Raw genomic sequence first — 22,612 nt, forward strand, 5'->3', positions numbered from 1 at the left:
GACGATCATGCCGAGAACCAGCAGCGCCAGCGTCAGCCCCAGCGTCGTCGCCGCGCCGCCGTGCAGTTAGGGGTTGGTGAAGTAGCTACAGACGCCCGGCCCGCTCCAGACCTGCAGGGAAACATGCCTCTCGCAGTGCGCGAGGCACGACATATGATAACGCATCGGCATCGAGCAGAACGCTTGGCGCGTCGTGGTCGGGCTTGACCCGACCATCTCGGAAACCAGCTAGCTGGTCAGAGAGATTCTCGGGTCAAGCCCGAGAATGACGTTGGAAACGGGCCGTCTCAAGCCGGGCCGGGGCCTTTGATGGAGAACTCCTTCTCCTCCATCTTGAGCACGCCGAACTTGTCGAACAGCTCGTCATAGTAGCCCGATTTGCGCAGACCGTTCAGGCTGCCGACCACGGCTTCGGCGACGCTCTTGTTGGCGAAGGCGAAGGTCGCCGTCTGCGGAAACAGCCCGGCGATGGCGCGATGGAAGTCGCCGCGGCCCTGCCAGAACATCGCGGTCGCGTCGATCGAGGTCGCGGCGTCGACCTGGCGGGCGCGCAGCGCCTGGAAGGCCTCGGCGAAATTATTGAAGGTGCGGATATCCAGCCCCTTGAGGCCGGCCTTCTTCAGCATCTCATCGACCTCGCGGGTGCGCCGCTCCTCGATGCCGCCGAGCTCGACGCCGACGGCGCGGCCGGCGAGGTCTTCCCATTTCGTCACGTTGAGCGGGTTGCCGCGCGAGACGAGGAAGCTGATCGCCGCCTGCTCATAGGGCACCATGTACATCAGCTTCGAGCGCTCTTCCGTGAAGAAGATGCCGGTGTTGATCATGTCCCAGCGCTTGGCGGCGAGGCCTGGCACCATCGCGGCGAATTCGATGCGGACATATTCCGGCGTCAGCCCAAGATCCTTGGCGATGGCGTTGCCGAGCTCGACCCGCATGCCCTGAAGTTCGCCCTTGTCGTTGACGAATTGCAGCGGCGGCAGCGTCGGGTTGATCGACATCACCAGCGTGCCGGCCTTGATGATGGCGGGTGTGGACAGCTTGGCCTGGGCGCGTGCGGGCCGCATGCCGAGCGCGAGCGAGCCGGCGGTCGCGGCGCCGAGCAGCAGAAGGTCGCGCCGGTCGGGCATCGGAACGGCCTTCGAGCAGGCTTTTGTCATGGGGCGACCCTTCTCGGTGGCAACGGGATTGGAAACAGAACTCTTGGCAAAATCAGCATACAGAATGTATGCAAAGTTCGATGGCGCGCGCAAGTGCGCCGTGGCGCGACTGGACAAGCAAGGCTGGTGCCGTGACGCGGAACGCTGTGGATGGTCGGGGGTTGCCGTGGCGCATGTGATGACGGTTCTGGGGCCGGTCGGGCCCGAAGCGCTGGGTGCGACGCTGCTGCACGAGCACCTGCTCTGCGATCTCAGGCCGCTTGCGCAACGCGGATCGGGCGAGCCGGAGGTCGTCATCGCGCTGGCGAACGCCTTCGACGTGAACTACCGGCCGGGCGAACATCGCGGCAATCACAGGCTGCAGGACCGCGCTCTGGCGACGCATGAAGCCGCGCTGTTCAAGGCGCAGGGCGGCGGCGCGATCGTCGAGATGACCACGGCGGGCATCGGCCCCGACCTCGAAGGCCTCGCCGAAATCTCGCGCGCATCGGGCGTCCATGTCGTCGCCAGCGCCGGCTACTACACCGAAAGCTTCCAGGACGAGGCGACGCGCGCTCTGCCGATCGAGGTATTGGCCGAGACGATGGTCGCGGAGCTGGAAGAGGGCGCGCGCGGCACTGGCATCCGTTGCGGCATCATCGGCGAGATTGGCTGCTCCTGGCCGCTGACGCCATTCGAGGAGCGCTCCCTGACCGCAGGCGCGATCGCGCAATCCCAGACGGGGGCTGCGATCACGGTCCATCCCGGCCGGCATCCGCAGGCCCCGCACGACATCATCGACATTCTCGGCCGCGCCGGCGCCGATATTTCCCGTGTCGTCATCGACCATATGGACCGGACCTATGAGGATGATGGCGAGGTCGTCGCGCTGGCCCGGCGCGGCTGCGTCGTCGAGTTCGACTTCTTCGGCATCGAGACCTCGAAATACTGGATGGGCGTCGCCGATCTGCCGACCGACTGGATGCGCCTGCGCTGCATCCGCCGCCTGTTCGAGGCGGGGTTGGGAGACCGTGTCGCGGTGGCGCACGACATCTGCACCCGCTCGCGGCTCCAGAGCCTCGGGGGCCATGGCTATGGCCATCTCCTGCGCAACGTCGTGCCGCTGATGCGCGAGCGCGGCTTCACCCAGAGCGAGATCGACCAGCTTCTGGTCGGAACGCCGCGTCGCCTGCTGACGATCGGATGAGGGTAGTGTCAGCTCACGACGCTCAGCGTGAAACGCTGCAGGCTGCGGATATGGCTCTGCACAGCCTTGCGCACGCCCTTGGCGTCGCCGGCTTCGAGCGCATCGAGAATGGCGAGATGCTCGGTGTTGTCGGGGATCAGCCGGTCCTTGAGCCGGTCGATCTCGAACAGATGCGTCGTCGCCCGCAGCGCCTTCATGATCTGGATCATGACCTGGTTGCCGCAGGCCTCGATGAACAGATTGTGGAGGCTGGCGTCGGAATCCCAATGCGCCTGCCGGACATAGCTGGTCGAGCCGTTGAGCGCGGTGATCCCGGCGCGGACCGGCCCGAAGGCCTCGGGCTCGATCTGGCCGATCGCCAGCGCGGCGATCTCCGGTTCGAGGATCTCGCGCACCTTGAGGCTCTGGAGATATTCGGCGAGATCGACGGTGCGCACCATGTAGGAGCGGCTGGCGTTCTTGATGACGAGCCCTTCGCCCTCGAGCCGCTGCAGCGCCTCGCGCATCGGCGTCCGCGAGATCGAGAGTTCGGAGGCGAGTTTGGCCTCCAGGATCACGTCGCCGCCGCGCAGCCTGTGGCCGTGGATCATCCGCGAGAGCGCGGCATAGGCGAAGCCGGACAGGTTGGAGCTGCCTTCCTTGCTCGCCTCATGGTCGGACATGGCCGGCTCGCTCGCCATCGCGTCGTTTCCTCGGTCGGCCGCCGCATCGCCCGGCGGACGCCGGATTCGCGCGCTGCCGAATCTGCATGCTTCTTGTATAAGCCCGCCATGCGCGTGGCGTCAGTCCCACCTGTCCAGCATCCGGATTTCCGATGAGCAAGACCTTTCGCGGCACCTTCACGGTGATGATCACGCCCTTCGACCGCGACGGCGAGGTCGATCTCGCGGCGCTCGGCGATCTCACCGAATGGCAGATCCGGGAAGGCATCCACGGCCTGATCCCGCTCGGCTCGACCGGCGAGTTCCTCTCGCTGTCGGAGGAGGAGAAGCGCCTGGTCGCGCAGACCGTGATCGAGCGCGCCGCCGGCCGGGTCCCGGTGCTGATCGGCACGGGCGCGGAGGACACCCGCGACGTCGTCCGGCTTAGCCGTCAGGCCGAGATGCTGGGCGCCGACGGGGTGATGATCATCCCGCCCTTCTACTGCACGCCGACCGACGAAGAGCTCGTGCATCACTACCGCACGGTGGCCAACGCGATCGGCATCCCGATCATGGTCTACAACAACCCCGCCACCGCCAATGTCGACCTCAAGCCCGAGCTTGTCGCCCGTCTCGCCGAGATTCCCGGCTGCGACTACATCAAGGAATCGACGCTGGAGATCACGCGGGTGCGCGACATCATCCGGCTCTGCGGCGACAGGCTGACGGTGTTCGGCGGCGTGCTCGGCTTCGAATCCTTCGTCGAGGGCGCTCAGGGCTGGGTCGCGGTCGCCTCCAATGTCGCGCCGGGCCCGATGGCGAAACTCTTCACGATGGTCGCCGACGAAGGCAAGGTCTTCGAGGCGCGCGACCACTATCTGCACTGGCTGCCGGTCATCGAGGCCGTGTTCGGCCAGTACTATGTCGGCGGAACCAAGGCGTTGCTGAACCATATGGGTTTTGGCGCAGGCGCGCCGCGCCCGCCGCGCCTGCCTTTGCCGGCGCAGGCCGATGCCAGGATGAAGGAACTGGTCGAGCGCTTCGGCCTGCGCTTCGATATCGCCGCCTGAAGGACGCAAGGACCTGTCCGCGCCCGCCATGCCCCGGCCAGCCGCCACCCTGTCGATCGGCTTCGATGGCAGGACGCTGGCGGCCGTGCCGGGCGAGACGGTCGCGGCGACGCTCGTTGCCCATGGCGTGCTGGCGCAAGGCAAAGCGAAGAATGGCGCGCCGCGCGGGCATTATTGCGGCATGGGCGTCTGCCATGACTGCCTCGTCACGATCGACGGACGCGCCGGGCAACGCGCCTGCCTGTCCAAGGTCGAGGCGGGCCTGCAGGTCATGCCGCAGCATGGCGGGACGCTGGCGCTCGCCTCGGTTACGACTGACGCCGCGCTCCTCCCGACAGTCGAGATCGCGGCGAGGGAGATCGACGTGCTCGTCGTCGGAGCAGGTCCGGCCGGATTGCATGCGGCGCTCGCCGCCGCGCGCGCCGGGGCGAAGGTGCTCGTGCTGGACGAACGGCCCACGCCCGGCGGTCAGTACTACAAGCAGGGCGGCAGCGCGGCTGCTCCGGTAGCCGATGCCCAGATGCGTGAGGGCGCGGCGTTGATCGCATCCGCACGGGCGGCCGGCGTGACGATCGAGAGCGAAACGCTGGTCTGGGGCGTCGAGCGCGATGGCGAGGGGCGGCTGACGCTGTCGACGCTGCAGCGCGGCGTCGCCGGGCTCGCGCGTCCCGCCATGCTGATCGTCGCGACCGGAGCCTATGAACGCCCGGTCATGGTTCCCGGCTGGACCCTGCCGGGCGTGATGACGACAGGCGGCGCGCAGACGCTGCTGCGCAGCTATGGCGTCGCGCCGGGACGCCGTGTCCTCTTCGCCGGCAACGGACCGCTCAACCTGCAGGTCGCGCGCGAACTGCTCCGGTCCGGATCTGGCGAGATCGTGCTGGCGGAGGCCGCGGCCGCGCCGTGGCTGCGCCCGCGCGAGGCGTTGGCTCTCGCGCTCGCCGATCCGGCGCTGGCGCTGCGCGGCATCGCCGATCTCGTCGCGATGCGCGGGTCCGGCGCGCGGCTGCTGTTCTCGCATCGCCTCGTCGCCATCGAGGGGCGCGAGCGGGTCCAGGCAGCGGTTCTGGCCCCCGTCCTGCCCGACGGAAGTCTGAGCGAAAGCCGAATCGCGCTCGCCACCGACGCCGTCTGCACCGGCGATGGCTTCCTACCGGCCGGCGACCTGCCGCGCCTGCTCGGACTGCCCTTGGCCGAGGATGCGCGTGGCAATCTCGCCATCGCGCGCAGTGAAGATGGCGCGACGGCGCAAGCCGATGTTTTCGTCGTCGGCGAGGCCGGAGGATTCGGCGGCGCGCATGTCGCGAGCGCGATGGGCAGGCTCGCCGGGGCAAGCGTCGCGCGGCGGCTCGGTCTGACATCACCCGACGACGACAGGCCCGCGAAGTCAGCGCTCGCCCGTCATCGCCGCTTTCAGTCCGCACTTTGGGCCCTGTTCTCCGCGCCCGCCGCAAAGTTGGACGAGAACAGGCTGGTCTGTCGCTGCGAGGCTGTGTCTCGCGATACCCTGAAGGCTGCGATCGCGCGCCATGTCATCGATGATCTCGCCAGCCTCAAGCGCCTGACGCGGGCCGGCATGGGGCGCTGCCAGGGCCGCTACTGCGTGCCGGAGTTGCACCGGCTGCTCGGCTCCCCCTCGCGGGAGGCGGTGCTCGCGCCGCAGGCTCCCATCCGGCCGGTCCCGCTTGCGGCGCTCGCCGTCGAGAAGCCGGAATGGGGCGGGCATCGCCGCGCAATGCTGCCCGACAGGCCGTTGCCCCCGCGCGTGCCGCTGCCGGTCGCGGAGGCCGCGACGCTGGTGATCGGCGCCGGGATCGCCGGGCTTTCAACCGCGCTATATCTCGCGCGCGCCGGCCATGACGTCGTGGTCCTTGATCGCGGCCCGGTCAATTCCGGGGCGTCGGGCGGCAACGCCGGCAGCCTGCATGCGCAGCTTCTGTCCTTCGACCACGGCGCGAAATCGGAAGGCGGCGGCACGCCGGCTGCGCTGACCTTGCCGCTCCAGCGCGATTCGATCGCGCTGTGGCGGGAGCTGGAACGCGAACTGAAGGCGGATTTCGAGATCGGCATCACCGGCGGACTGATGGTGGCCGAGAACGAAACCGATCTCGCCTTCCTCGCCGCCAAGACGGCCGTCGAGCGTGACAAGGGCATCGATTGCGAGGTCATCGGACGCGCCGATCTGCGTCGGCTCGAACCTGGGCTCGACGAGCGCTTCGTCGCGGCTGCCTTCTGCCCGCAGGAAGGCAAGATCAACCCGCTGGTGGCGACCCAAGGCATCTACGAGGCCGCGCTGAGGGCCGGCGCCCGCGTCTTCACCGGCGTCGAGGTCCGTGCCCTGGAACGCMACGGCAACGGCTTCACGGTCACGACCAATGCCGGCGACATCCGCGCCGCACGGGTCGTCAACGCCGCCGGCGCCTTTGCCTCGCGTATCGGCGCGATGCTCGGCGTCGACGTGCCGGTCTTCGGCGCGCCCCTGCAGATGGTGGTGACGGAGGCCGCCGAGCCGCTGGTCTCGCGCCTCGTCGCCCATGCCGACCGGCATCTGACGCTGAAGCAGGCCGCCAACGGCAATTTCATCATCGGCGGCGGCTGGACGGCGGGGCTCGATCCTGTCCGCCAGCATCCGCGCCCGCTGCGCTCCAGCCTCGAAGGCAATCTCTGGGTGGCGCAGCATGTCGTGCCGGCGCTGCGAAAACTGCACGTCATCCGGAGCTGGGCTGCGATGAACATCAACATCGACGGCGCGCCGATCCTGGGGCAGCACCCTGCTGTGCCTGGACTGTTCACTTGCGTGACCTCGAACGGCTACACGCTCGGCCCGATCATGGGTCGGACCACGGCGGCGCTGATCCTGGAGGGCGATGCCGGCCGCGACGTCGCGCCGTTCTCGATCGCGCGCTTCGTCTGAGCGGCTGAAGCCTTTCTCGGAGCCTTCTCCGTCATTCCGGGCGAAGCGAAGCGCAGACCCGGAATCCATCGTAAGGCGGCATCGCTCGATGATGGATTCCGGATCGGCGCGGCTTTGCCGCTTGTCCGGAATGACGACATGGTTCAGTCAAAAAAAGCGTGCTTCAGCCTCTACAGGCCCATCCCGCCATCCACCGCGATCTCCGCGCCGTTGATGTAGCTGCCTTCGGGCGAGCACAGCAGCAGCGCCACACCCGCGCAATCCTGCGCCGCGCCAATGCGCCCGAGCGGGATGCGCTCGCGCACCGCATCCGCGACGCCGGGCCGCGCCAGGATGGCGCGGTTGCGCTCGGTCGCGATCGCGCCGGGCTTGATCACGTTGAAGGTCACGTCCGGTGCGCGCAGCGTCCGGGCGAGGTTTTGCATCATGCTGGTCTGCGCCGCCTTGGTCGCGGCGTAGTACAGGCAGTCGGCGTTCGGCCGCGCCTCCTGCACCGAGCCGATCGCGATGACCCGGCCAAACCCCTTCGCCACCATGGCCGGCAGGAAGGCCCGGATCAGCCGCAACGTGGCGTGGAGGTTGATCTCGCTTTGCAACCGCAGCGCCTCGTCGCTGATCGCGTCCCAGGTCTCGCGGAACTCGACCGAGGCGCAGAGCACGAGGATGTCGGGCACAAGACCGGCACTTGCGAGCGCAGCCTGCATCGCAGCCGGAGCTGCTGGCTCCGCGAGATCATGGACGAGGCTCGTCGCGGACAGTCCCTGCGCCCGCAGCGCTGAGGTCGCGGCTTCCGCCGCCTCCGCGTCGCGGTCATGCACGATCGCATGCGCCTCGGCTCGCGCCAGCGCGGTCGCGATCGCCAGCCCGATGCCGCGCGCCGCGCCCGTGACCAGCGCGACACGACCCGACAGGACGCCCGCCATCAGCCGAGCAGCGGCTTCACGCGCTTCACCGCATCGTCCATCGCGGCTTGTGCTGGCTTGATGCCCAGAATGGCGGCCTGCGTTTCCTCGAGGAAGATGTCGTGGGCGCGGGCCTGCTCGTCGAAGGCCGGCAGATGGATGCGCGAGGCCTTGAGTGCGGCGGCCTCATCTGCGGCATAGGGCATCGCCGCCTTCAGCTTCTCGTCGGCATAGGTCGAGACGCGAGTCGGGCCGTTGCCGTTCAGCGCCATTGCCAGCGTGCCGGCTTTCGAGGACAGCGCCTTGATCATCTCCCAGCTCAGCGGCTTCTGCTTGGCGTTCTTCGGGATCACCAGCGACCAGAACTCTGTCGTCGGCGCGTAGGCGACCTTGCCGGCGAGATCGGACGCCATCGGCGGCAGCAGCGATTTGAAGCGCCCGCCATATTTGCCCTTGCTGGCGTCGTTATAGGTCACGAGCCGGGCGAAGGGGTTGATCGTGATCGCCGCCCGGCCCTGCTGCATGAAGGTGGTGATCTCCTCGTTGTTCACCGTGGCGAAGTTGCGCGGAATCACGCCCGCCTTGTAGAAATCCGCCAGCAGCGTCAGCGCCTTGACCATGCCGGGCTCGTTGGCGACGAGCTTGCCGTTGGGCGTCATGTAGTCGCCGCCGAGGCAGCGCGCGAGCGTCAGGAAGTTCGAGGCGAAGGCGGCGGTGAAGGCGAGGCCGAAGACCTGGCTGCCGTCGTCGCGCTTGAAGGTGAGCTTGCGCATCGCCTCCGTCAGTTCCTCGAAGCTCGTCGGCAACTTCGAGATGCCGCGTTCCTCCAGCAGCGCCTCGTTGTAGATCAGCGCATTGGTGGCGTGGCGCACCGGAATGCCGTGCAGCGCGCCGTCGAGCTTCATCGGCGCGACCAGCCCCGGCGCGAAATCGTCGAACGCCTCGATGGGCGCGTCCTTCATCAACGCGTCCAGCGGCTCGAACAGCTTGAGATTGCGCGGTACGGCGCGCCCGTTCAGCAGATAGGCGACGTCGATCGAGGTCTCGGCGAGCGTCACCTCGCGCAGCAGCCGCTCATGGATGGCGTTGACGTCGCCGAAGGTGACCCAGCTGACATTCGCGCCCGACGCCTTGCGCCAGGCTTCGGTCGCGTCGCCGCCCGGCCCGGTGGTGGCCGAGGTCTGGTGGACACGATGGCCGAGCGCCGTGACGGTCTTCGCCTGTGCCAGCGCCGCGCCGGGCAGGGCGAACGCGGCAGTGGCGCCGCCGGCCAGCAGGCCGAAGTCACGACGGGAAATGAGTTTTGACATGGGTCTTTCTCCGATGGTTTCTTGCCCGCGCCGTCTCGCGCGTTGGGGGTGTGGATCTCAGGCCGGCAGCAAGGGCTGGACGCGCTTGACCAGCGAGGCCATGGCCTCCTCCGGACTCTTCATGCCGAGAACGGCGGCCTCGGCCTCTTCCTTGAACAGGTCTCCGGCGCGTGCCGCCTCGTCGAAGGCCGGCAGTGGTACGCGCGCGACCTTCAGCACCTTCAGTTCCTCGGCGGCATAGGGCACGGTCTTGCTGAAACCTTCGTCGGCATAGGTCGAGGCGCGGACCGGGCCGTTGCCGTTGAGCGCGGCCTTGAGCGTCGCCTCCTTGGAGACCATCGCCTTGATGAAGCTCCAGGACAGGTCCTTGCGCTTGGCGTTCTTCGGGATGACGAGACCCCAGAACTCCACCTTGGCCGGGGCGGCGTCGTATTTTCCGGCGAGCGTCTTCGAGGCCGGCACGGCGACGGTCTTGATCTTGCCGGGGAATTTCGACTTCTGCGGATCGTTGTAGATGCGGTTGCGGCCCATACTCTGCAGGCTCATCGCGGCGCGCCCGGTTTGCATCCAGACATTGACGTCCTCGGGCGAGAGCGTCGCGAAGGTCCGCGGGAAGGCGCCGCCCTCGAACAGCGCGCGCAGCAGCTTGATCGCATTCAGCATCGGCGGCTGGTCTGCGACGCATTTGAAGTCGGGCGTGATGAAGTCGCCGTCCCAGGCGCGGGCGATGTCGATCACGTTGGGATAGGTCACGCCGGGCATGCACAGGCCGACCGTCGCCGTGCCATCAGCGCGGCGGTAGGTGCAGGCCCTGGCGATCTCGACCATCTCCTCGATCGAGCCCGGTGGCTTGGAGAAACCCTTCTCGGCCAGGATCTCCTCATTGTAGTGTAGGCCCGATGAGGCATGCCGGAAGGGGATGGCGAGCTGCCGGCCGGCCACCTTCATGCCCTCCATCAGGCCGGGGAAGATGTCGGCCGCGTCCTCGATCGCGTCGCGCTTCAGATAATCGTCGAGCGGTTCGAACAGGTTGGCGGCGCGCGGGATCACCTGCGTGTTCAGGACGAAACCGACATCGACGGTCGTCTCCGACAGGCTGGCTTCACGGAACAGCCGCTCCTGCAGCGGGCCGGTGTCGAAGGTCGTCCACTGGATCGCGGCGCCGTTCTTCTGGCTCCATTCCTTGGTGATGTCGCCGCCCTGCGCGCCGGTCGATACCGTCTGCATGACGCGATGGCCAAAGACATTGAGCGGCGACGTCTGGGCCAAAGCCGGGACGGCCTTGAGCCCGGCAAGGCCTGCGCCTGCGATGCCGCCGAGAATTTGCCTACGGTCGAGCCCTTTTCCTGCCGTCATGATGATCCTCCCGGGATGTCGCGATTTCCGCGATGGCGGCTTCAGCCGCTTCGAAATGCTTGTTCATGGCGGCCATGGCGCCGCTGCCGTCGCCAGCGGCGATCGCTGCGACGACGCGGACATGGCGCTCATAGGTCTTGCCCCAGTCCGCCGCCGTGCGGGCCTTGCGCGAATTGAAGATCTCCATGACCCGCCGGATCACCGGCCTGAGACCCCTGATCTGGAAGTCGAGCAGGCGATTTCCCGCCGATGCTGCGACCGCCTCGTGAAAATCGAGATCGGCCTCGATCCAGAGCGGCACGTCGCCAAGCGCCGCTTCCATGCGCCGGAGAATGCCGTTCAGCCTGTCGAGATCGGCTTGGGTCCGCCGCTCGGCGCTATGGGCGGCGATGGGCGGTTCGAGGATGCGGCGCAGCTCGACGGCCTCGATCAGCCCGGTCTTGCTGCCGCTGACGGCAAAGCGGAAGAAGCGGTCGAGCGGGGCGGCGTCGAGCGCCTGCACCCGCGTGACCTTGCCCTGCTGGATATGGACCACGCCCATGGCGGCGAGCTGGCGGATAGCCTCGCGGGCAATCGGCTTGCTGACGCCGAAGGACGCGGCGATCCGCGATTCCGACGGCAGCGCGTCGCCCGGTTTCAACCGGCCGTCATGGATCGCCTGCGTGATGCGCGCGATCACGGTGTCGCCAAGACGCGTCGGCACGACATCGGACCCGCCAAACGGATCGTCGTCGATCTCGGCTGCCAGCGCGGCGTCGCTCATCATCGTCTCCATGGAAATCATGATTGACAGATGCTACTCATCTTGGCAACTGATTAGCCTATCAGATAAGTAGGTGTCCTGGGGAGGACAGCGCCGCCATGTCGGCAAGCCGCATCACGCAGATCACGGCGCATCCGCTGCGCGCCACGCTTCCCAAGGTCCAGCGGACCTCGCAGGGCGACTATCCGGCAATCGAGCTCGTTGTCGTCGAGGTCGAGACCAGCGATGGCGTGAGCGGTTTCGGCGAGGCGCTGGCGCGGCGCGGCGCGGCCGGCTATGCGCGCTGGATCGACGAGGTTCTGGCCCCAAGGTTGATTGGCAAGGATCCGGCCGACCGGCGCGCTCACTGGAAGGCGATGCGATCGGCCTTGTCGGGCCGGCCCGGCGGGCAACTGGTCGAGGCGATCTCGGCGGTCGACATCGCGCTCTGGGACATTGCCGGCAAACAGGCCGGCCAGCCGATCCACAAACTGCTCGGCGGCATTGGCCGGACCGAGGTGGCAGCCTACGCCTCCTCGATCAACTGGCTCGACGATGCGACCGTCGAGGCGGAGGTCGCTGCCGCCGTGAAGGCAGGCTTCCGTGAGATCAAGGTCAAGCTCGGCCATCCGCTAAAGGATGCGATCGCCAGAGCCCGCTTCATCCGCAAGCTCGCGGGCGACGACATTGCCCTCTATGTCGACGCCAACTGGGCCTATGATGTCGACGACGCGATGATCGTCGGCCGCGCGCTTTGCGATCTCGGCTACGGCTTCTTCGAGGAGCCGATCGCGCCGCATGACCGCGAGGGCTATCGCCGGCTGGCGCAGCATCTGCCGATCCGGCTCGCGGCCGGCGAGAGCGACTATGTCGCCTCCGAGGCGCTGGTCCTGCTGCAGGACCGTTCGCTCGGCCTGATCCAGCCGGATGTGACCCGCTCGGGCGGCATCACCGAGACCTGGCGCATCGCCGAGCTCGCCGCCTCCTTCAATACGGCCTTTGCCCCTCATGTCGGCTGGTCTGGCGCGATCTGCGTCGCCGCCAGTCTCCAGCTCGCGGCGGCGGCCGAAACCTTCCGCACCTTCGAGTGCATGGTCTACGAAAACCCGCTGCGCGACGCCTTCACCCATCCGGTCGTCGGCGAGGGCTCGCAGCTCATCGGCGGCAAGCTCGCCGTGCCGCAGGGGCCTGGGCTGGGCGTCGAGATCGACCGCGCCGCGCTCGCGCGCTTCCGGATCGCGTAATGACTGCCCGCACGCCCATCTCCGCCATCGCGCTGGTGACGCCCGTCCAGCTCATGGTCGGCTGCGTCATCTTCGTGCCGGCGCTCTATGTCTTCTGGCTCAGCCTGAACCAGTCCTCCTTCGGACAGGCCGCGACCTTCGTCGGGCTCTCCAACTACGCCAAGGTGCTGGCCGATCCCTATTTCTGGCGCGCGCTCGTCAACACGGTGATCGTCGTCGCCATCGTCGTTCATGTCGAACTGCTGATCGGGCTGGGCATGGCGCTGTTCTTCGCCTCGGGCGTGCCGTTCCGGCCGATCCTGCTTGCCATCGTGCTCGCGCCCTATGCGGTCAGCGAGGTCTCGGCCGTGGTGATGTGGCGCTATCTGTTCGAGCCCGATGTCGGGATGATGAGCCAGCTTCTCGGCGTCTTCGGCCTGCCGCCGATCGAATGGGCGGTGAAACCCAATCATGGGCTGGCCATGGTCTCGCTGCTCTCGGTCTGGCTGCATCTGCCGTTCAGCTTCATCATCATCTATGCCGCCAGACTCTCGATCCCCGACGAGCTCTACGAGGCCGCTGCCATCGACGGCGCGACCGGCTGGGCCGCCTTCCGGCGCATTACCTTGCCGCTATTGATGCCGGCTCTGCTGATCGCGGCGCTGTTTCGCTACATCTTCGCCTTCCGGCTTTTCTCCGAGGTCTGGCTGATGACGGGCGGCGGCCCGGCCCGCACCACCGAGGTCATGGCGGTCTACCTCTACCTCGAGGCCTTTCGCTACAACGCCTTCGGCTCGGCCGCCGCCACCGGCTGGCTGCTCGTGCTCGCCTCGCTGCTGCTCGCGCTTGTCTATCTGCGCGGGCTTTACAGGGAGATGTTCTCCAAAAATGCGTAAGCTCCCGCTTCTGCGTCATGCTCTGAAGCTCGCCGGCGTGCTCGCGATCGTGGCCTGGTCGCTCCTGCCGATCGCACTGATCGTGATGTCGTCCTTCAAGTCCGACCGCGACATCTTCTCGCTGACCTCGCGCTTTTCCTTCGCGCCGACATTGGCGAATTACGAACTGCTCTGGAGCCGCTGGGGCGACTTCTTTCACGGCCTCTGGAACAGCTTTCTGGTGACGCTCGGCGCGACGATCCTTGCCGTCGCCGTTTCGCTGCTGGCGGGGTTCGCCTATTCGCGACATGCGTCGAAGGCGCTGCAGGGCTCGGCGTTCTTCCTGATCTTCATCCGCCTGATCCCGCCGATCGTGATCACCCTGCCGCTGTTTCCGGTCGTGAACTGGCTCGGCCTCAACGACACGCATCTCGTCCTGATCCTGCTCTACGCGACCTTCTTCGTCTCGCTCGGCACCATCGTGATGCGCACCTTCATCGACCAGATCCCGCGCGAGCTCGACGAGGCGGCGGCGATCGACGGCGCCACCCAGATCCAGATCATCGCCCGCGTGATCTTTCCGCTTGCCGCGCAGGGCATGCTGGCGGTCGCGGTCTTCGTTATCGTCTACGCCTGGAACGAGTTCCTCTTCGCCTTCATCTTCACGACGACCAAAGCCAAGACCGCGCCGCTGGTCGTGGCCGAGATGATCGGGGCGGTCGAGGGCGTCGAGTGGGGCGTGCTGTTCGCGGCCTCCACCGTCCAGCTCCTGCCGGTGCTCGCCTTCGTCATCCTCATGCAGAAACACCTCGTCGCGGGCCTGACCGCCGGCGCAGTGAAGGGATAGGGATCATGACCCAACTCGACGACTTCAGACGCGCCATCCGCGAGGCCGACCCGCAGCTCAGTCGCTTCGACCCGCTGCCGCGGATCATCTGCCTCGACGATTTCGATCGCGGCATGTGCGGCTGGACCCAGCTCGTCGGCAATTACGAGATCACGCTCGACTCGATGCTGCCGGGCTACGCCCAGCACACCCATGCGATGCTCTCGACGCTGCCGAACTGGGATTTCGGCTCGCATGGCGGCGTCGACGGCTCCTATGCGCTGAAGCTTGCGACCCGACCGAACAAGGGCGCGCAGAACGTCACGCTGAAGCGGCTGACCTTCCGCAAGGCCGGGCCGATCCGACTCGAGACCTATTTCACCTTCAAGCCCGAAGCGAGCGAGATGGAGTTGATGGAGACCGATGTCCGCTCCTTCGGCTTCCTCTACGATCTCCAGGTCGGCGACCAGCATGGCGCCGGTGGGCAGCGCGTGATGCCGCATCTGCGCTTCCTCAACGCCGAGAACGGCGAGCATCTGCAGAAATGGCAGTTCAAGCGCAAGACCACGCCGATCAAGCCGATCGGCAACGCCGGCAAGACGATCTCGCATTACCATCTCGCGCCGACCGACTGGGAGGATCTGCCCGGCGGCGAGCAGCGGCTCTGCTACAACGAGATCCCGACCAAGATTAACTGGCACTATCTGCGCTTCGACTTCGACCTCGCCACCATGCAGGCGACCGGCTTCCAGGTGAACGACCGGGTCTTCGACATGACCACCTTCGAGCCGATCCGCATCCCCGCGATGAAGAACCTCTGGTGCATGCTGAACATCTGCTTCTTCGCCGAGACGGACACCGACAAGCGCGCCTTCGCCTACCTCGATTCCGTCTGCCTGTCGGGGGACTTCTGATGCTGCCCGAAAACCTCACTGCCATCGTCGCCCGCAACGAGACCTGGACCGGCGAGAGCGCGACCGAGCCCTATGAAGGCGGTTGGGCGAAGGAGGCGATCGTCTTCGTTCGCGCTTTGCGTCTACCGAAAGGAAAGCTGCCGCAGGCGCGCATCGAGATTTCCGCCGACGGCATGCACTGGGTTCCGGAAGGCTCGGTGTTCGCCCTGCCTTCGGCGAAGGACGCGGTCACCTTCCAGCGCGTCGCCCATTTCGGCAATTTCCTGCGGGTCGCGGTGTCGCTGCCCGACGGCGCCGAGATCGTCGTGCTGGTGACGTTGCACCTCAAGGCTTGAGGTCAGGCGCGCCCATCGACGCCGGGCGATAGGGCCGCAGCCATCGGCGTGCGGTCGAGCTTGGGCGTCATCGTGTCGAGCAGCGGCAGGGCGGCTGCTCCCAGCGCCGCCGTCAACCGGCCGGTCGCGCCGCGCTGCAGGCGGGGGACGGTGCGCGCCGGCCGCTGCGACACCGATACCGGCAAAGGCGACATCGCCGCGATCAGCGCGTCGATGACGCCGTCCGGCAGACCGCCGCCGAGGATGATCGTTTCCGGGTCGAACAGGTTTTCCAGCATCGCCAATATCGGCGCGAGCAGCCGCGCCGCTTCCGCGATCCAGGCCAGCACCACCGGCTCGCCGGCGGCGTGGAGTTTCGCGATGTCGTCCGGTCCGGCCTGAGAAATGCCGGCCTGTCTCAGCGCTTCGTTCAAAGCATGCGTCGAGGCATAGCGCTCGAGGCAGCCTTGACCGCCGCAGGCACAGGAAAGCCCGCCCGGCATGACGGGAATATGCCCGATCTCGCCCGCATTGCCGAAAGCACCGCGATAGGGCTGGCCGCCGATGATGACGCCGAGCCCCAGCCCCGCGCCGAAATAGATCAGGCAGAAATGCCTGAGATTCCGGCCAAGGCCGTGCAGATGCTCGCCGACGGCCGCCGCCGTCGCATCGTTTTCGATCGTCACCGGCGTGCCCAGAGCCACTGAGAGCAACTCGCCGGCATCATGCCCGGCCCAGCCCGGCAGCGGGATCGAGCCGACCGAGCTCATCGCCTCGATCTCGAAGGGGCCTGGCATCACCACACCGCAGCCGAGCAGCCGGCGCGGCAGGCCGCTATCGGCACGCGCTTGCGCCAGTTCCGCGGCTGCGAGCGCCCGCACGGCCTCGAAGGCATGGTCGGCCAGCGGCGCGATGCGCTGCGTCCTGATCTGCCCGGCGAGATCGACCATCACGGTGGTGATGTGGTCGGCCGCGATCTCCATGCCCGCCGTCATGCCGCCGTCGGCATTGACGGCGAGCTCCATCGGGGGCTGGCCGCGCGCCGTGCGCCGGCGGCCCTGTTCGATCAGGAAGCCCTCCTCGACCAGTTCCGCGACGATGTTGGAGACCGCCTGCGCCGTCAGCCGTGTCAGGGCCGCGATGTCGGAGCGCCCGAGCCGGCCATGCTGGCGCACGGTCTCCAGCACCACGCGCCGGTTGTGGCTGCGCGTCCGCTCGGGATTCGTCCCGATGGCGACGCTGCGAGTCGGCGGGGCTTTGCGATGCGGCATGAGGCGGAAGAATCCCTGGAGCCCGCAGGCTGCGCCTTCGATTAATCCAACTCAAGTGAATTAATCGGTTGACAGGATGCCGGGACCGGGACGAGCATCAGGCCTGGGCGTCGTCACGACAGGGGAGACGAAATCATGCGCGGCTTGCGAGGGATGCTGTTGGGTCTGATGGTTTCGGTCGGCGCGATCGCCGGCGCGAAGGCGCAGACCGTCGAGATCGAATATTGGCAGTACGTCTTCGACGCGCGCATCAAGGCGATGACGGAGCTGATCAAGCGTTTCGAAGCCGCCAACCCGACGATCAAGGTCAAGCAGACGACCTTCCCCTATGCCGACTACCAGACCAAGATCGCAGCCTCCATGCCGGCCGGCCAGGGGCCCGACGTGGTCCAGCTCTATTATGGCTGGCTCGACAATTTCGTCGGGGCCAAGTTCCTCCAGCCGCTGCCGCGCGACGCTTTTCCGCCCGCGATGATCGAGAAGGAATTCTATCCGATCGTCTCGGCGATGAAGCGCGACGGCGAATATTACGCTTTGCCGACCGCCGTGCGTTCGCTGGCGCTGTTCTATAACAAGAAGCTCTTCCAGGAGGCAGGCCTCGATCCCGCCAAGCCGCCCGCGACCGTCGACGAACTGCTCGACATGGCGAAGAAGACCACCAAGCGCGACGCCGCCGGCAACATGCTCTCGGCCGGCATCACCATGGATTTCCCCGGCCAGGACTATCATTGGTGGCGCGAGACGCTGCTGCGCCAGAACGGCGGCGCGCCTTATAGCGACGACAACAAGAAGGTGACCTATGACAGCGAGGCCGGCGTCAAGTCGCTGAACTGGTATGCCGATCTCCAGCGCGTCCAGAAGGTCGGGCAGGCCGGCTTCATGGACGAAGGCCAGGCAGCCTTCCGCGCCGGCCGGGCCGCCATGACGATCGACGGTTCGTTCCGCCTCGGCGGCTTCGGCGCGATCAAGGCCTTCGAATGGGGCGTCGCCGAACTTCCGGCCGGCGCTGATGGCAAGAAGGCCAACTTCGCCAGCTACTGGGTGAACGCCATCACCACCAAGCCGACCGGCGCGAAGCTCGAAGCCGCCAAGAAGTTCATGGCCTTCGTCACGACGCCCGAGGCGATGCAGCTCTGGCTCGAGACGGTCGGTGAATTGCCCGCCCGCAAGGAGGCCGCCGAGACCGAGAAGAACCTGGCCAATCCGATCTACGGTCCGTTCCTCAAGGCGCTCGGCTATTCGCACGCGACCGTGTTCGTCGACGAACTGCCCCAGCGCCAGGTCGCGCTCGACATGATCAACCGTGTGCTGATCCAGAACCAGGACGCCAAGGCCTCGCTCGCGGAAGCAGCCAAGGCCGAGCAGGTGCTTCTGGACAAGTTCTACAAGAAGTAAGGGCGCGTCCGTTCGAGCATGAGCCGCACCGTCATCCCGGGACTTCGCTGCGCGAAGCCCGGGATGACGGCTGTGCTTTGTGTCTGAGACCGGGTCGCCTGAGATGAGCATGTCGTTGAACGAAGACATTTCCGGCGGCCGCTTCTGGTCCGGCCTGACGCTGCGCCAGAAACAGGTCGCCTGGGCCTGGACCTTCCTGGCCGTCCCGATCGCCTTCTACGCGTTGATCCGGTTCTACCCGACGATCGAGGCGTTCTGGATCTCGACGACCAACTGGAACCTGCTGACTCCGGCGAAATTCATCGGAACGGCCAACTTCCAGCGCCTCTGGGCGGACCAGATATTCTGGAAGGTCTTCGGCAACACCGTGCTCTATCTCCTGATCGGGACGCCGGTCAGTCTGCTCTTGTCCTTCACCATCGCCTATCACCTCGACCGCGTCCGCTTCATGCACGGCTTCATCCGGGCGCTGTATTTCCTGCCCTTCCTGACGACCGCCGCCGCCATGGCCTGGGTCTGGCGCTGGTTTTACCAGCCGGTGCCGATCGGCCTGATCAACGGCGCGCTCTCTTCGCTCGGCTTTGCCCAGCAGCCTTTCCTGCGCTCGACCACGCAGGCGCTGCCTGCGGTGCTCGCACCGGCGATCTGGGCGGGGCTCGGCTTCCAGGTCGTGATCTTTCTTGCCGGACTGCGCGCGATCCCGACGACCTACTACGAGGCCGCCCGCATCGACGGCGTCTCCAATCTGACGATCCTGCGCCGCATCACCATTCCGTTGTTGAAGCCCACCATCGTCTTCCTCGTGGTGTTCTCCTCGATCGGCTTCCTGCGCATCTTCGACCAGGTCTACAACATGACCAGCGGCGATCCCGGCGGGCCGCTGAACGCGACCAAACCGCTGGTGCTGATGATCTACCAGACGGCGTTCTCCTCCTTCGACATGGGCTATGCGGCGGCACAGACGGTCGTGCTGTTCATGGCGCTGCTGATCGTCTCGCTGGTGCAACTGCGCCTGCTGAGGGATCGCTGATGGCTGCGCTCGCCATGTCCGGTCGCTTCCGGCCCGGCCGGATCCTGGTCTGGCTGCTGTTGCTGGCCGGCGGTGTGCTGATGGTCACGCCGCTCGCCTTCATGTTCTCGACCTCGCTGAAGGACGCATCCGAGGTCTACGACCTTGCCTTCCTGCCGGCGCATCCGACCCTCGACAACTATGTCGCCGTGCTCTCGGACGGGCGTTTCCTGCGCTGGTTCGGCAATTCGCTGGGCATCGCCACGGTGGTGACGCTGTCGAACGTCTTCTTCGACAGCCTCGTCGGCTACACGCTGGCGAAATTCAGGTTCCGCGGCCGCTACATCGTCTTCCTGGCGATCCTCTCGACGCTGATGATCCCGACCGAGATGCTGGTCATCCCCTGGTACGTCATGGCCAAGAACTTCGGCTGGCTCGACAGCTACTGGGGCATCATGTTCCCCGGCATGATGACGGCCTTCGGCACCTTCCTGATGAAGCAGTTCTTCGAGACGGTGCCCGATGATTTCCTCGAGGCGGCCCGCATCGACGGGCTGAACGAGTTCTCGATCTTCTGGCGCATCGCCATGCCGCTGGTGACGCCGGCGCTGTCGGCGCTGGCGATCTTCACCTTCCTGAGCAACTGGACGGCCTTCATCTGGCCGCTGATCGTGACCACCAGCAAGGAACTCTACACCCTGCCCGTGGGGCTCTCGAGTTTCGCGGTCGAGTCGCAGATCCAGTGGGAGCTGATCATGACGGGGGCGGCGCTCGCCACCCTGCCGACGCTGACCGTCTTCCTCGTGCTGCAGCGCTACATCGTGCGCGGCGTCGTGATGGCCGGGCTGAAGGGCTGACCCCATGAGTATTTACCCAGATCCACGCCTGAGCGACGCCTCCGTCTTCCCCGATCCGGTCTACAAGGAGACGGTGCTGCGACCGCTGTTCGACGGGGCAAAGACGCATCATGTCGAGGGCTTCCGCGCCATCGACCGCGCTCATCTCGTCATGCTGGCGGAAACCGGCATCCTGCCATCAGCCACCGCCGGGCGGATCGCGCGGGCGCTGGCGGAAATCGATGCGCAGGTCGATCCGGCGGCGCTGAGCTATACAGGCGAGGTCGAGGACTTCTTCTTCCTGATCGAAAGCGAATTGAAGAAGCGGCTCAGCGCCGACGATACCGGCCGCCTTCACACCGGCCGCTCGCGCAACGACATCGACCACACTTTGTTCAAGCTCGCGCTGAAACCCAAGCTCGACAGCCTGTCCGGCAAGCTGCGCGCCCTCATCGTGGCGACGCTGGGTCTCGCCGAGCGGGAGCGGGCGACGCTGATCGTCGCCTACACCCATGGCCAGCCGGCCCAGCCGACGACCTTCGGACATTATCTCGCCGCTGCCATCGAGGTGATGCTGCGCGATCATGAGCGGCTGGCGCAGGCGCGCGAACTGCTCGACCTCTCGCCGATGGGCGCGGCCGCGATCACGACCTCGGGCTTCCCGCTCGACCGAGGCCGGGTCGCCCATCTGCTCGGCTTTGCCGCGCCGCTGCAGAACTCCTATGGCTGCATCGCCGCGATCGACTACGTCACCGCGACCTATAGCGCTGTCGAACTCGTCTTCCTTCATCTCGGGCGCCTGATCCAAGACCTTCAGGTCTGGACAGCCTTCGAGGTCGGGCAGCTCTATGTGCCCAATGCCTTCGTCCAGATCTCCTCGATCATGCCGCAGAAGCGCAATCCGGTGCCGATCGAGCATCTCAGACATCTGGCGTCGCAGGCGATGGCGCGCGCCCGGCTGATGCGCGATGTCGTCCACAACACGCCCTTCACCGATATGAACGACGCCGAGGGCGAAACCAACGAGGCCGGCTACCAGGCCTTCGCGACCGGCGAGCGCGTGCTCGATCTGATGGCGGCGTTGCTGCCGGCGATGAGCGTCGACGGCCGGCGCGTCGCCGAGAACATCCGCCGCTCCTGCATCACCATCACCGAGCTTGCCGACACGCTGGTGCGCAGCGAGGGCCTGTCCTTCCGCGCAGCGCACGAGATCGCCGCCAGCGTCGCACGCGCTGTCGTCGCGATGGACGGCGATCTGCCGCGCGACGGCTACGGGCCCTTCGTCGAGGCCTTCCGGCTCCATATCGGCCGCGAGCCCGGCCTCAGCCCCGCCGGTTTCGCGAAAACCGTGTCGCCGGAAAATTTCGTCGCGGTGCGCGAGCGTTTCGGCGGACCCGGCCCGAAGGCGCTCGCGACGGCACTGGCAGGATACCGCGCCACGCTCGACGTGGCCGAAGCCAGCGCCACCGCGATCGCGGCACGCGAGGCGAGCGCGCGCCATGAACTCGACGCGGCCTTCGTCGCCCTGATGGAAACAGCGTGATGGCCGGAATCGAACTCAAGGGCCTGGTCAAGCGCTACGGCAAGACGCAGGTCGTGCACGGCATCGACCTGACCATCGCCGACGGCGAATTCGTTGTCTTCGTCGGCCCGTCCGGCTGCGGCAAGTCGACGACGCTGCGCATGATCGCCGGGCTGGAGGACATCGACGGCGGCGAGATTGCGATCGCCGGAAAGGTCGTGAACCGGCTGGAACCCAAGGACCGCAACATCGCGATGGTGTTCCAGAACTACGCGATCTACCCGCATATGAGCGTCGCCGAGAACATTGCCTTCGGTCTCTACACCTCGAAGCTCGACAAGGCCGAGAAGCGCCGCCGCGTCGAGGAGGTCGGCGCGATCCTCGGGCTGGAAAGCCTGCTGGAGCGCAGGCCCTCGGCGCTCTCGGGCGGCCAGCGCCAGCGTGTCGCCATCGGCCGCGCCATGGTGCGCAATCCCACCACCTTCCTGTTCGACGAGCCGCTCTCCAATCTCGACGCACAGCTGCGCGCGCAGATGCGGCTGGAGATCAAGCGGCTGCACCAGCGGCTGGGCACCACCATCGTCTTCGTCACCCATGACCAGGTCGAGGCGATGACGCTGGCCGACCGCATCGTCGTGATGCGCGACGGCCGCATCCTTCAGGTCGGCGCGCCGATGGAGCTTTACGAGAAGCCCGCCGATGTCTTCACCGCCCGCTTCATCGGCTCGCCGACGATGAACATCCTGCCGGGCAAGGTCGCGACGTCGTCGGAGGGCGCGGTGCTGACGCTGGGCGAGCGGCCGATTGCGTTGCCCCATTCTGCCAGTCCGATCCCCAACACGGTTCTCGTCGGCGTCAGGCCGCAGCAGTTGCGCGTGCTTGCCGACGGCGAGGCGGCCGATCTCGTGCTCGACGGCACGGTTGCGGTGATCGAGCCGCTGGGGCCTGAAACCTTCGTCCACGTCGAGATGGGCGAAGCGCTGCTGCTGGCGTCCGCCGAGGCCAAGGCTCCGCCGGCGGTCGGCCAGCGCGTCCGGCTGGGCGCGCCGCTATCCGCCCTGACGCTGTTCGACGCCGCCAGCGAGCGCGCGCTGTGACCGGGCAAGATCTTCGCAGCCGCGATCTCGTCTTGAGCATCGGCCGGCTCTA

At 66.7% G+C, this 22,612-nt stretch carries 20 protein-coding genes; 13 read left to right on the forward strand and 7 right to left on the reverse strand.

From position 1 onward, the window contains the following. Positions 1-287 precede the first annotated feature (287 nt). Complete coding sequence (locus AC1DZY_RS10415; RefSeq protein ID WP_476820041.1) at positions 288-1,157, reverse strand: ABC transporter substrate-binding protein; 870 nt, start codon at positions 1,155-1,157, stop codon at positions 288-290. A 178-nt stretch (positions 1,158-1,335) separates the two neighbouring features. On the opposite strand from AC1DZY_RS10415, the gene AC1DZY_RS10420 reads away from it, so the two are divergent. Further along, complete coding sequence (locus tag AC1DZY_RS10420) at positions 1,336-2,343, forward strand: phosphotriesterase-related protein (protein ID WP_476820042.1); 1,008 nt, start codon at positions 1,336-1,338, stop codon at positions 2,341-2,343. An 8-nt stretch (positions 2,344-2,351) separates the two neighbouring features. Here AC1DZY_RS10420 and AC1DZY_RS10425 read toward each other — a convergent pair whose 3' ends face one another. Continuing rightward, positions 2,352-3,023, reverse strand: a complete 672-nt coding sequence (locus AC1DZY_RS10425) for a GntR family transcriptional regulator (protein WP_476820043.1) — start codon at positions 3,021-3,023, stop codon at positions 2,352-2,354. A 134-nt stretch (positions 3,024-3,157) separates the two neighbouring features. Here AC1DZY_RS10425 and dapA point away from each other — a divergent pair, with 134 nt between their 5' ends. Together dapA and AC1DZY_RS10435 are read left to right on the forward strand one after the other, a co-directional pair. Further along, on the forward strand, positions 3,158-4,054 hold the full coding sequence (gene dapA, locus AC1DZY_RS10430; RefSeq protein ID WP_476820044.1) for a 4-hydroxy-tetrahydrodipicolinate synthase: 897 nt from the start codon (positions 3,158-3,160) through the stop codon (positions 4,052-4,054). Between the two features lie 28 nt (positions 4,055-4,082). Next, positions 4,083-6,968, forward strand: coding sequence for an FAD-dependent oxidoreductase (locus AC1DZY_RS10435; RefSeq protein ID WP_476820045.1), 2,886 nt, complete (start codon positions 4,083-4,085; stop codon positions 6,966-6,968). 170 nt (positions 6,969-7,138) lie between these two features. On the opposite strand, the gene AC1DZY_RS10440 is transcribed toward AC1DZY_RS10435, so the two are convergent. Genes AC1DZY_RS10440 through AC1DZY_RS10455 form a run of 4 tightly spaced genes read right to left on the reverse strand, consistent with a single transcriptional unit; the run spans position 7,139 to position 11,299 of the window. Next, entirely contained in the window at positions 7,139-7,891 is a 753-nt protein-coding gene (locus AC1DZY_RS10440) for an SDR family NAD(P)-dependent oxidoreductase (RefSeq protein ID WP_476820046.1), read from the reverse strand. After that, a complete protein-coding gene (locus tag AC1DZY_RS10445; RefSeq protein ID WP_476820047.1) occupies positions 7,891-9,180 on the reverse strand; it encodes an ABC transporter substrate-binding protein in 1,290 nt (429 codons plus the stop codon). Before AC1DZY_RS10445 ends, AC1DZY_RS10440 begins: the two co-directional genes overlap by 1 nt. Positions 9,181-9,237: 57 nt before the next feature. After that, positions 9,238-10,536, reverse strand: a complete 1,299-nt coding sequence (locus tag AC1DZY_RS10450; RefSeq protein WP_476820048.1) for an ABC transporter substrate-binding protein — start codon at positions 10,534-10,536, stop codon at positions 9,238-9,240. Beyond that, positions 10,508-11,299 (reverse strand): FadR/GntR family transcriptional regulator, encoded by a 792-nt coding sequence (locus AC1DZY_RS10455; RefSeq protein WP_476820049.1) that lies wholly within the window; start codon positions 11,297-11,299, stop codon positions 10,508-10,510. The genes AC1DZY_RS10450 and AC1DZY_RS10455 overlap by 29 nt, the downstream gene beginning before the upstream one ends. A 98-nt stretch (positions 11,300-11,397) precedes the next feature. Here AC1DZY_RS10455 and AC1DZY_RS10460 point away from each other — a divergent pair, with 98 nt between their 5' ends. Genes AC1DZY_RS10460 through AC1DZY_RS10480 form a run of 5 tightly spaced genes read left to right on the forward strand, consistent with a single transcriptional unit; the run spans position 11,398 to position 15,451 of the window. After that, on the forward strand, positions 11,398-12,522 hold the full coding sequence (locus AC1DZY_RS10460; protein ID WP_476820050.1) for a mandelate racemase/muconate lactonizing enzyme family protein: 1,125 nt from the start codon (positions 11,398-11,400) through the stop codon (positions 12,520-12,522). Further along, on the forward strand, positions 12,522-13,397 hold the full coding sequence (locus AC1DZY_RS10465) for a carbohydrate ABC transporter permease (protein WP_476820051.1): 876 nt from the start codon (positions 12,522-12,524) through the stop codon (positions 13,395-13,397). The genes AC1DZY_RS10460 and AC1DZY_RS10465 overlap by 1 nt, the downstream gene beginning before the upstream one ends. After that, the gene (locus AC1DZY_RS10470) at positions 13,390-14,223 is read left to right on the forward strand and encodes a carbohydrate ABC transporter permease (protein WP_476820052.1); all 834 of its coding nucleotides are present in this window, start codon (positions 13,390-13,392) and stop codon (positions 14,221-14,223) included. The genes AC1DZY_RS10465 and AC1DZY_RS10470 overlap by 8 nt, the downstream gene beginning before the upstream one ends. A 5-nt stretch (positions 14,224-14,228) precedes the next feature. Then, positions 14,229-15,116: a DUF6772 family protein gene (locus AC1DZY_RS10475; RefSeq protein ID WP_476820053.1), complete on the forward strand. Its 888-nt coding sequence runs from the start codon at positions 14,229-14,231 to the stop codon at positions 15,114-15,116. Beyond that, the gene (locus tag AC1DZY_RS10480) at positions 15,116-15,451 is read left to right on the forward strand and encodes a hypothetical protein (RefSeq protein WP_476820054.1); all 336 of its coding nucleotides are present in this window, start codon (positions 15,116-15,118) and stop codon (positions 15,449-15,451) included. The genes AC1DZY_RS10475 and AC1DZY_RS10480 overlap by 1 nt, the downstream gene beginning before the upstream one ends. A gap of 2 nt (positions 15,452-15,453) precedes the next feature. On the opposite strand, the gene AC1DZY_RS10485 is transcribed toward AC1DZY_RS10480, so the two are convergent. After that, positions 15,454-16,701 (reverse strand): ROK family protein, encoded by a 1,248-nt coding sequence (locus tag AC1DZY_RS10485; protein WP_476820055.1) that lies wholly within the window; start codon positions 16,699-16,701, stop codon positions 15,454-15,456. Positions 16,702-16,836: 135 nt separating this feature from the next. On the opposite strand from AC1DZY_RS10485, the gene AC1DZY_RS10490 reads away from it, so the two are divergent. The 5 genes from AC1DZY_RS10490 (at position 16,837) to AC1DZY_RS10510 (ending at position 22,560) form a co-directional block, all read left to right on the forward strand. Continuing rightward, positions 16,837-18,096, forward strand: a complete 1,260-nt coding sequence (locus AC1DZY_RS10490; protein WP_476820056.1) for an extracellular solute-binding protein — start codon at positions 16,837-16,839, stop codon at positions 18,094-18,096. A 109-nt stretch (positions 18,097-18,205) separates the two neighbouring features. Further along, on the forward strand, positions 18,206-19,126 hold the full coding sequence (locus tag AC1DZY_RS10495; protein ID WP_476820057.1) for a carbohydrate ABC transporter permease: 921 nt from the start codon (positions 18,206-18,208) through the stop codon (positions 19,124-19,126). Next, the gene (locus AC1DZY_RS10500) at positions 19,126-19,962 is read left to right on the forward strand and encodes a carbohydrate ABC transporter permease (RefSeq protein WP_476820058.1); all 837 of its coding nucleotides are present in this window, start codon (positions 19,126-19,128) and stop codon (positions 19,960-19,962) included. The genes AC1DZY_RS10495 and AC1DZY_RS10500 overlap by 1 nt, the downstream gene beginning before the upstream one ends. A 4-nt stretch (positions 19,963-19,966) precedes the next feature. Continuing rightward, positions 19,967-21,484 (forward strand): lyase family protein, encoded by a 1,518-nt coding sequence (locus AC1DZY_RS10505; RefSeq protein ID WP_476820059.1) that lies wholly within the window; start codon positions 19,967-19,969, stop codon positions 21,482-21,484. After that, positions 21,484-22,560 (forward strand): ABC transporter ATP-binding protein, encoded by a 1,077-nt coding sequence (locus tag AC1DZY_RS10510; protein ID WP_476820060.1) that lies wholly within the window; start codon positions 21,484-21,486, stop codon positions 22,558-22,560. The genes AC1DZY_RS10505 and AC1DZY_RS10510 overlap by 1 nt, the downstream gene beginning before the upstream one ends. Positions 22,561-22,612: the final 52 nt, after the last annotated feature.

The organism is Allobosea sp. P2_A10 (genome assembly GCF_056405115.1).

What these genes read in the sequence shown, in the direction of transcription:
- AC1DZY_RS10415 (WP_476820041.1), bottom strand. Translation starts at nt 1,157, where the DNA reads ATGACAAAAGCCTGCTCGAAGGCCGTTCCGATGCCCGACCGGCGCGAC.
- AC1DZY_RS10420 (WP_476820042.1), top strand. Translation starts at nt 1,336, where the DNA reads ATGACGGTTCTGGGGCCGGTCGGGCCCGAAGCGCTGGGTGCGACGCTG.
- AC1DZY_RS10425 (WP_476820043.1), bottom strand. Translation starts at nt 3,023, where the DNA reads ATGGCGAGCGAGCCGGCCATGTCCGACCATGAGGCGAGCAAGGAAGGC.
- dapA (WP_476820044.1), top strand. Translation starts at nt 3,158, where the DNA reads ATGAGCAAGACCTTTCGCGGCACCTTCACGGTGATGATCACGCCCTTC.
- AC1DZY_RS10440 (WP_476820046.1), bottom strand. Translation starts at nt 7,891, where the DNA reads ATGGCGGGCGTCCTGTCGGGTCGTGTCGCGCTGGTCACGGGCGCGGCG.
- AC1DZY_RS10445 (WP_476820047.1), bottom strand. Translation starts at nt 9,180, where the DNA reads ATGTCAAAACTCATTTCCCGTCGTGACTTCGGCCTGCTGGCCGGCGGC.
- AC1DZY_RS10450 (WP_476820048.1), bottom strand. Translation starts at nt 10,536, where the DNA reads ATGACGGCAGGAAAAGGGCTCGACCGTAGGCAAATTCTCGGCGGCATC.
- AC1DZY_RS10455 (WP_476820049.1), bottom strand. Translation starts at nt 11,299, where the DNA reads ATGAGCGACGCCGCGCTGGCAGCCGAGATCGACGACGATCCGTTTGGC.
- AC1DZY_RS10460 (WP_476820050.1), top strand. Translation starts at nt 11,398, where the DNA reads ATGTCGGCAAGCCGCATCACGCAGATCACGGCGCATCCGCTGCGCGCC.
- AC1DZY_RS10465 (WP_476820051.1), top strand. Translation starts at nt 12,522, where the DNA reads ATGACTGCCCGCACGCCCATCTCCGCCATCGCGCTGGTGACGCCCGTC.
- AC1DZY_RS10470 (WP_476820052.1), top strand. Translation starts at nt 13,390, where the DNA reads ATGCGTAAGCTCCCGCTTCTGCGTCATGCTCTGAAGCTCGCCGGCGTG.
- AC1DZY_RS10475 (WP_476820053.1), top strand. Translation starts at nt 14,229, where the DNA reads ATGACCCAACTCGACGACTTCAGACGCGCCATCCGCGAGGCCGACCCG.
- AC1DZY_RS10480 (WP_476820054.1), top strand. Translation starts at nt 15,116, where the DNA reads ATGCTGCCCGAAAACCTCACTGCCATCGTCGCCCGCAACGAGACCTGG.
- AC1DZY_RS10485 (WP_476820055.1), bottom strand. Translation starts at nt 16,701, where the DNA reads ATGCCGCATCGCAAAGCCCCGCCGACTCGCAGCGTCGCCATCGGGACG.
- AC1DZY_RS10490 (WP_476820056.1), top strand. Translation starts at nt 16,837, where the DNA reads ATGCGCGGCTTGCGAGGGATGCTGTTGGGTCTGATGGTTTCGGTCGGC.
- AC1DZY_RS10495 (WP_476820057.1), top strand. Translation starts at nt 18,206, where the DNA reads ATGTCGTTGAACGAAGACATTTCCGGCGGCCGCTTCTGGTCCGGCCTG.
- AC1DZY_RS10500 (WP_476820058.1), top strand. Translation starts at nt 19,126, where the DNA reads ATGGCTGCGCTCGCCATGTCCGGTCGCTTCCGGCCCGGCCGGATCCTG.
- AC1DZY_RS10505 (WP_476820059.1), top strand. Translation starts at nt 19,967, where the DNA reads ATGAGTATTTACCCAGATCCACGCCTGAGCGACGCCTCCGTCTTCCCC.
- AC1DZY_RS10510 (WP_476820060.1), top strand. Translation starts at nt 21,484, where the DNA reads ATGGCCGGAATCGAACTCAAGGGCCTGGTCAAGCGCTACGGCAAGACG.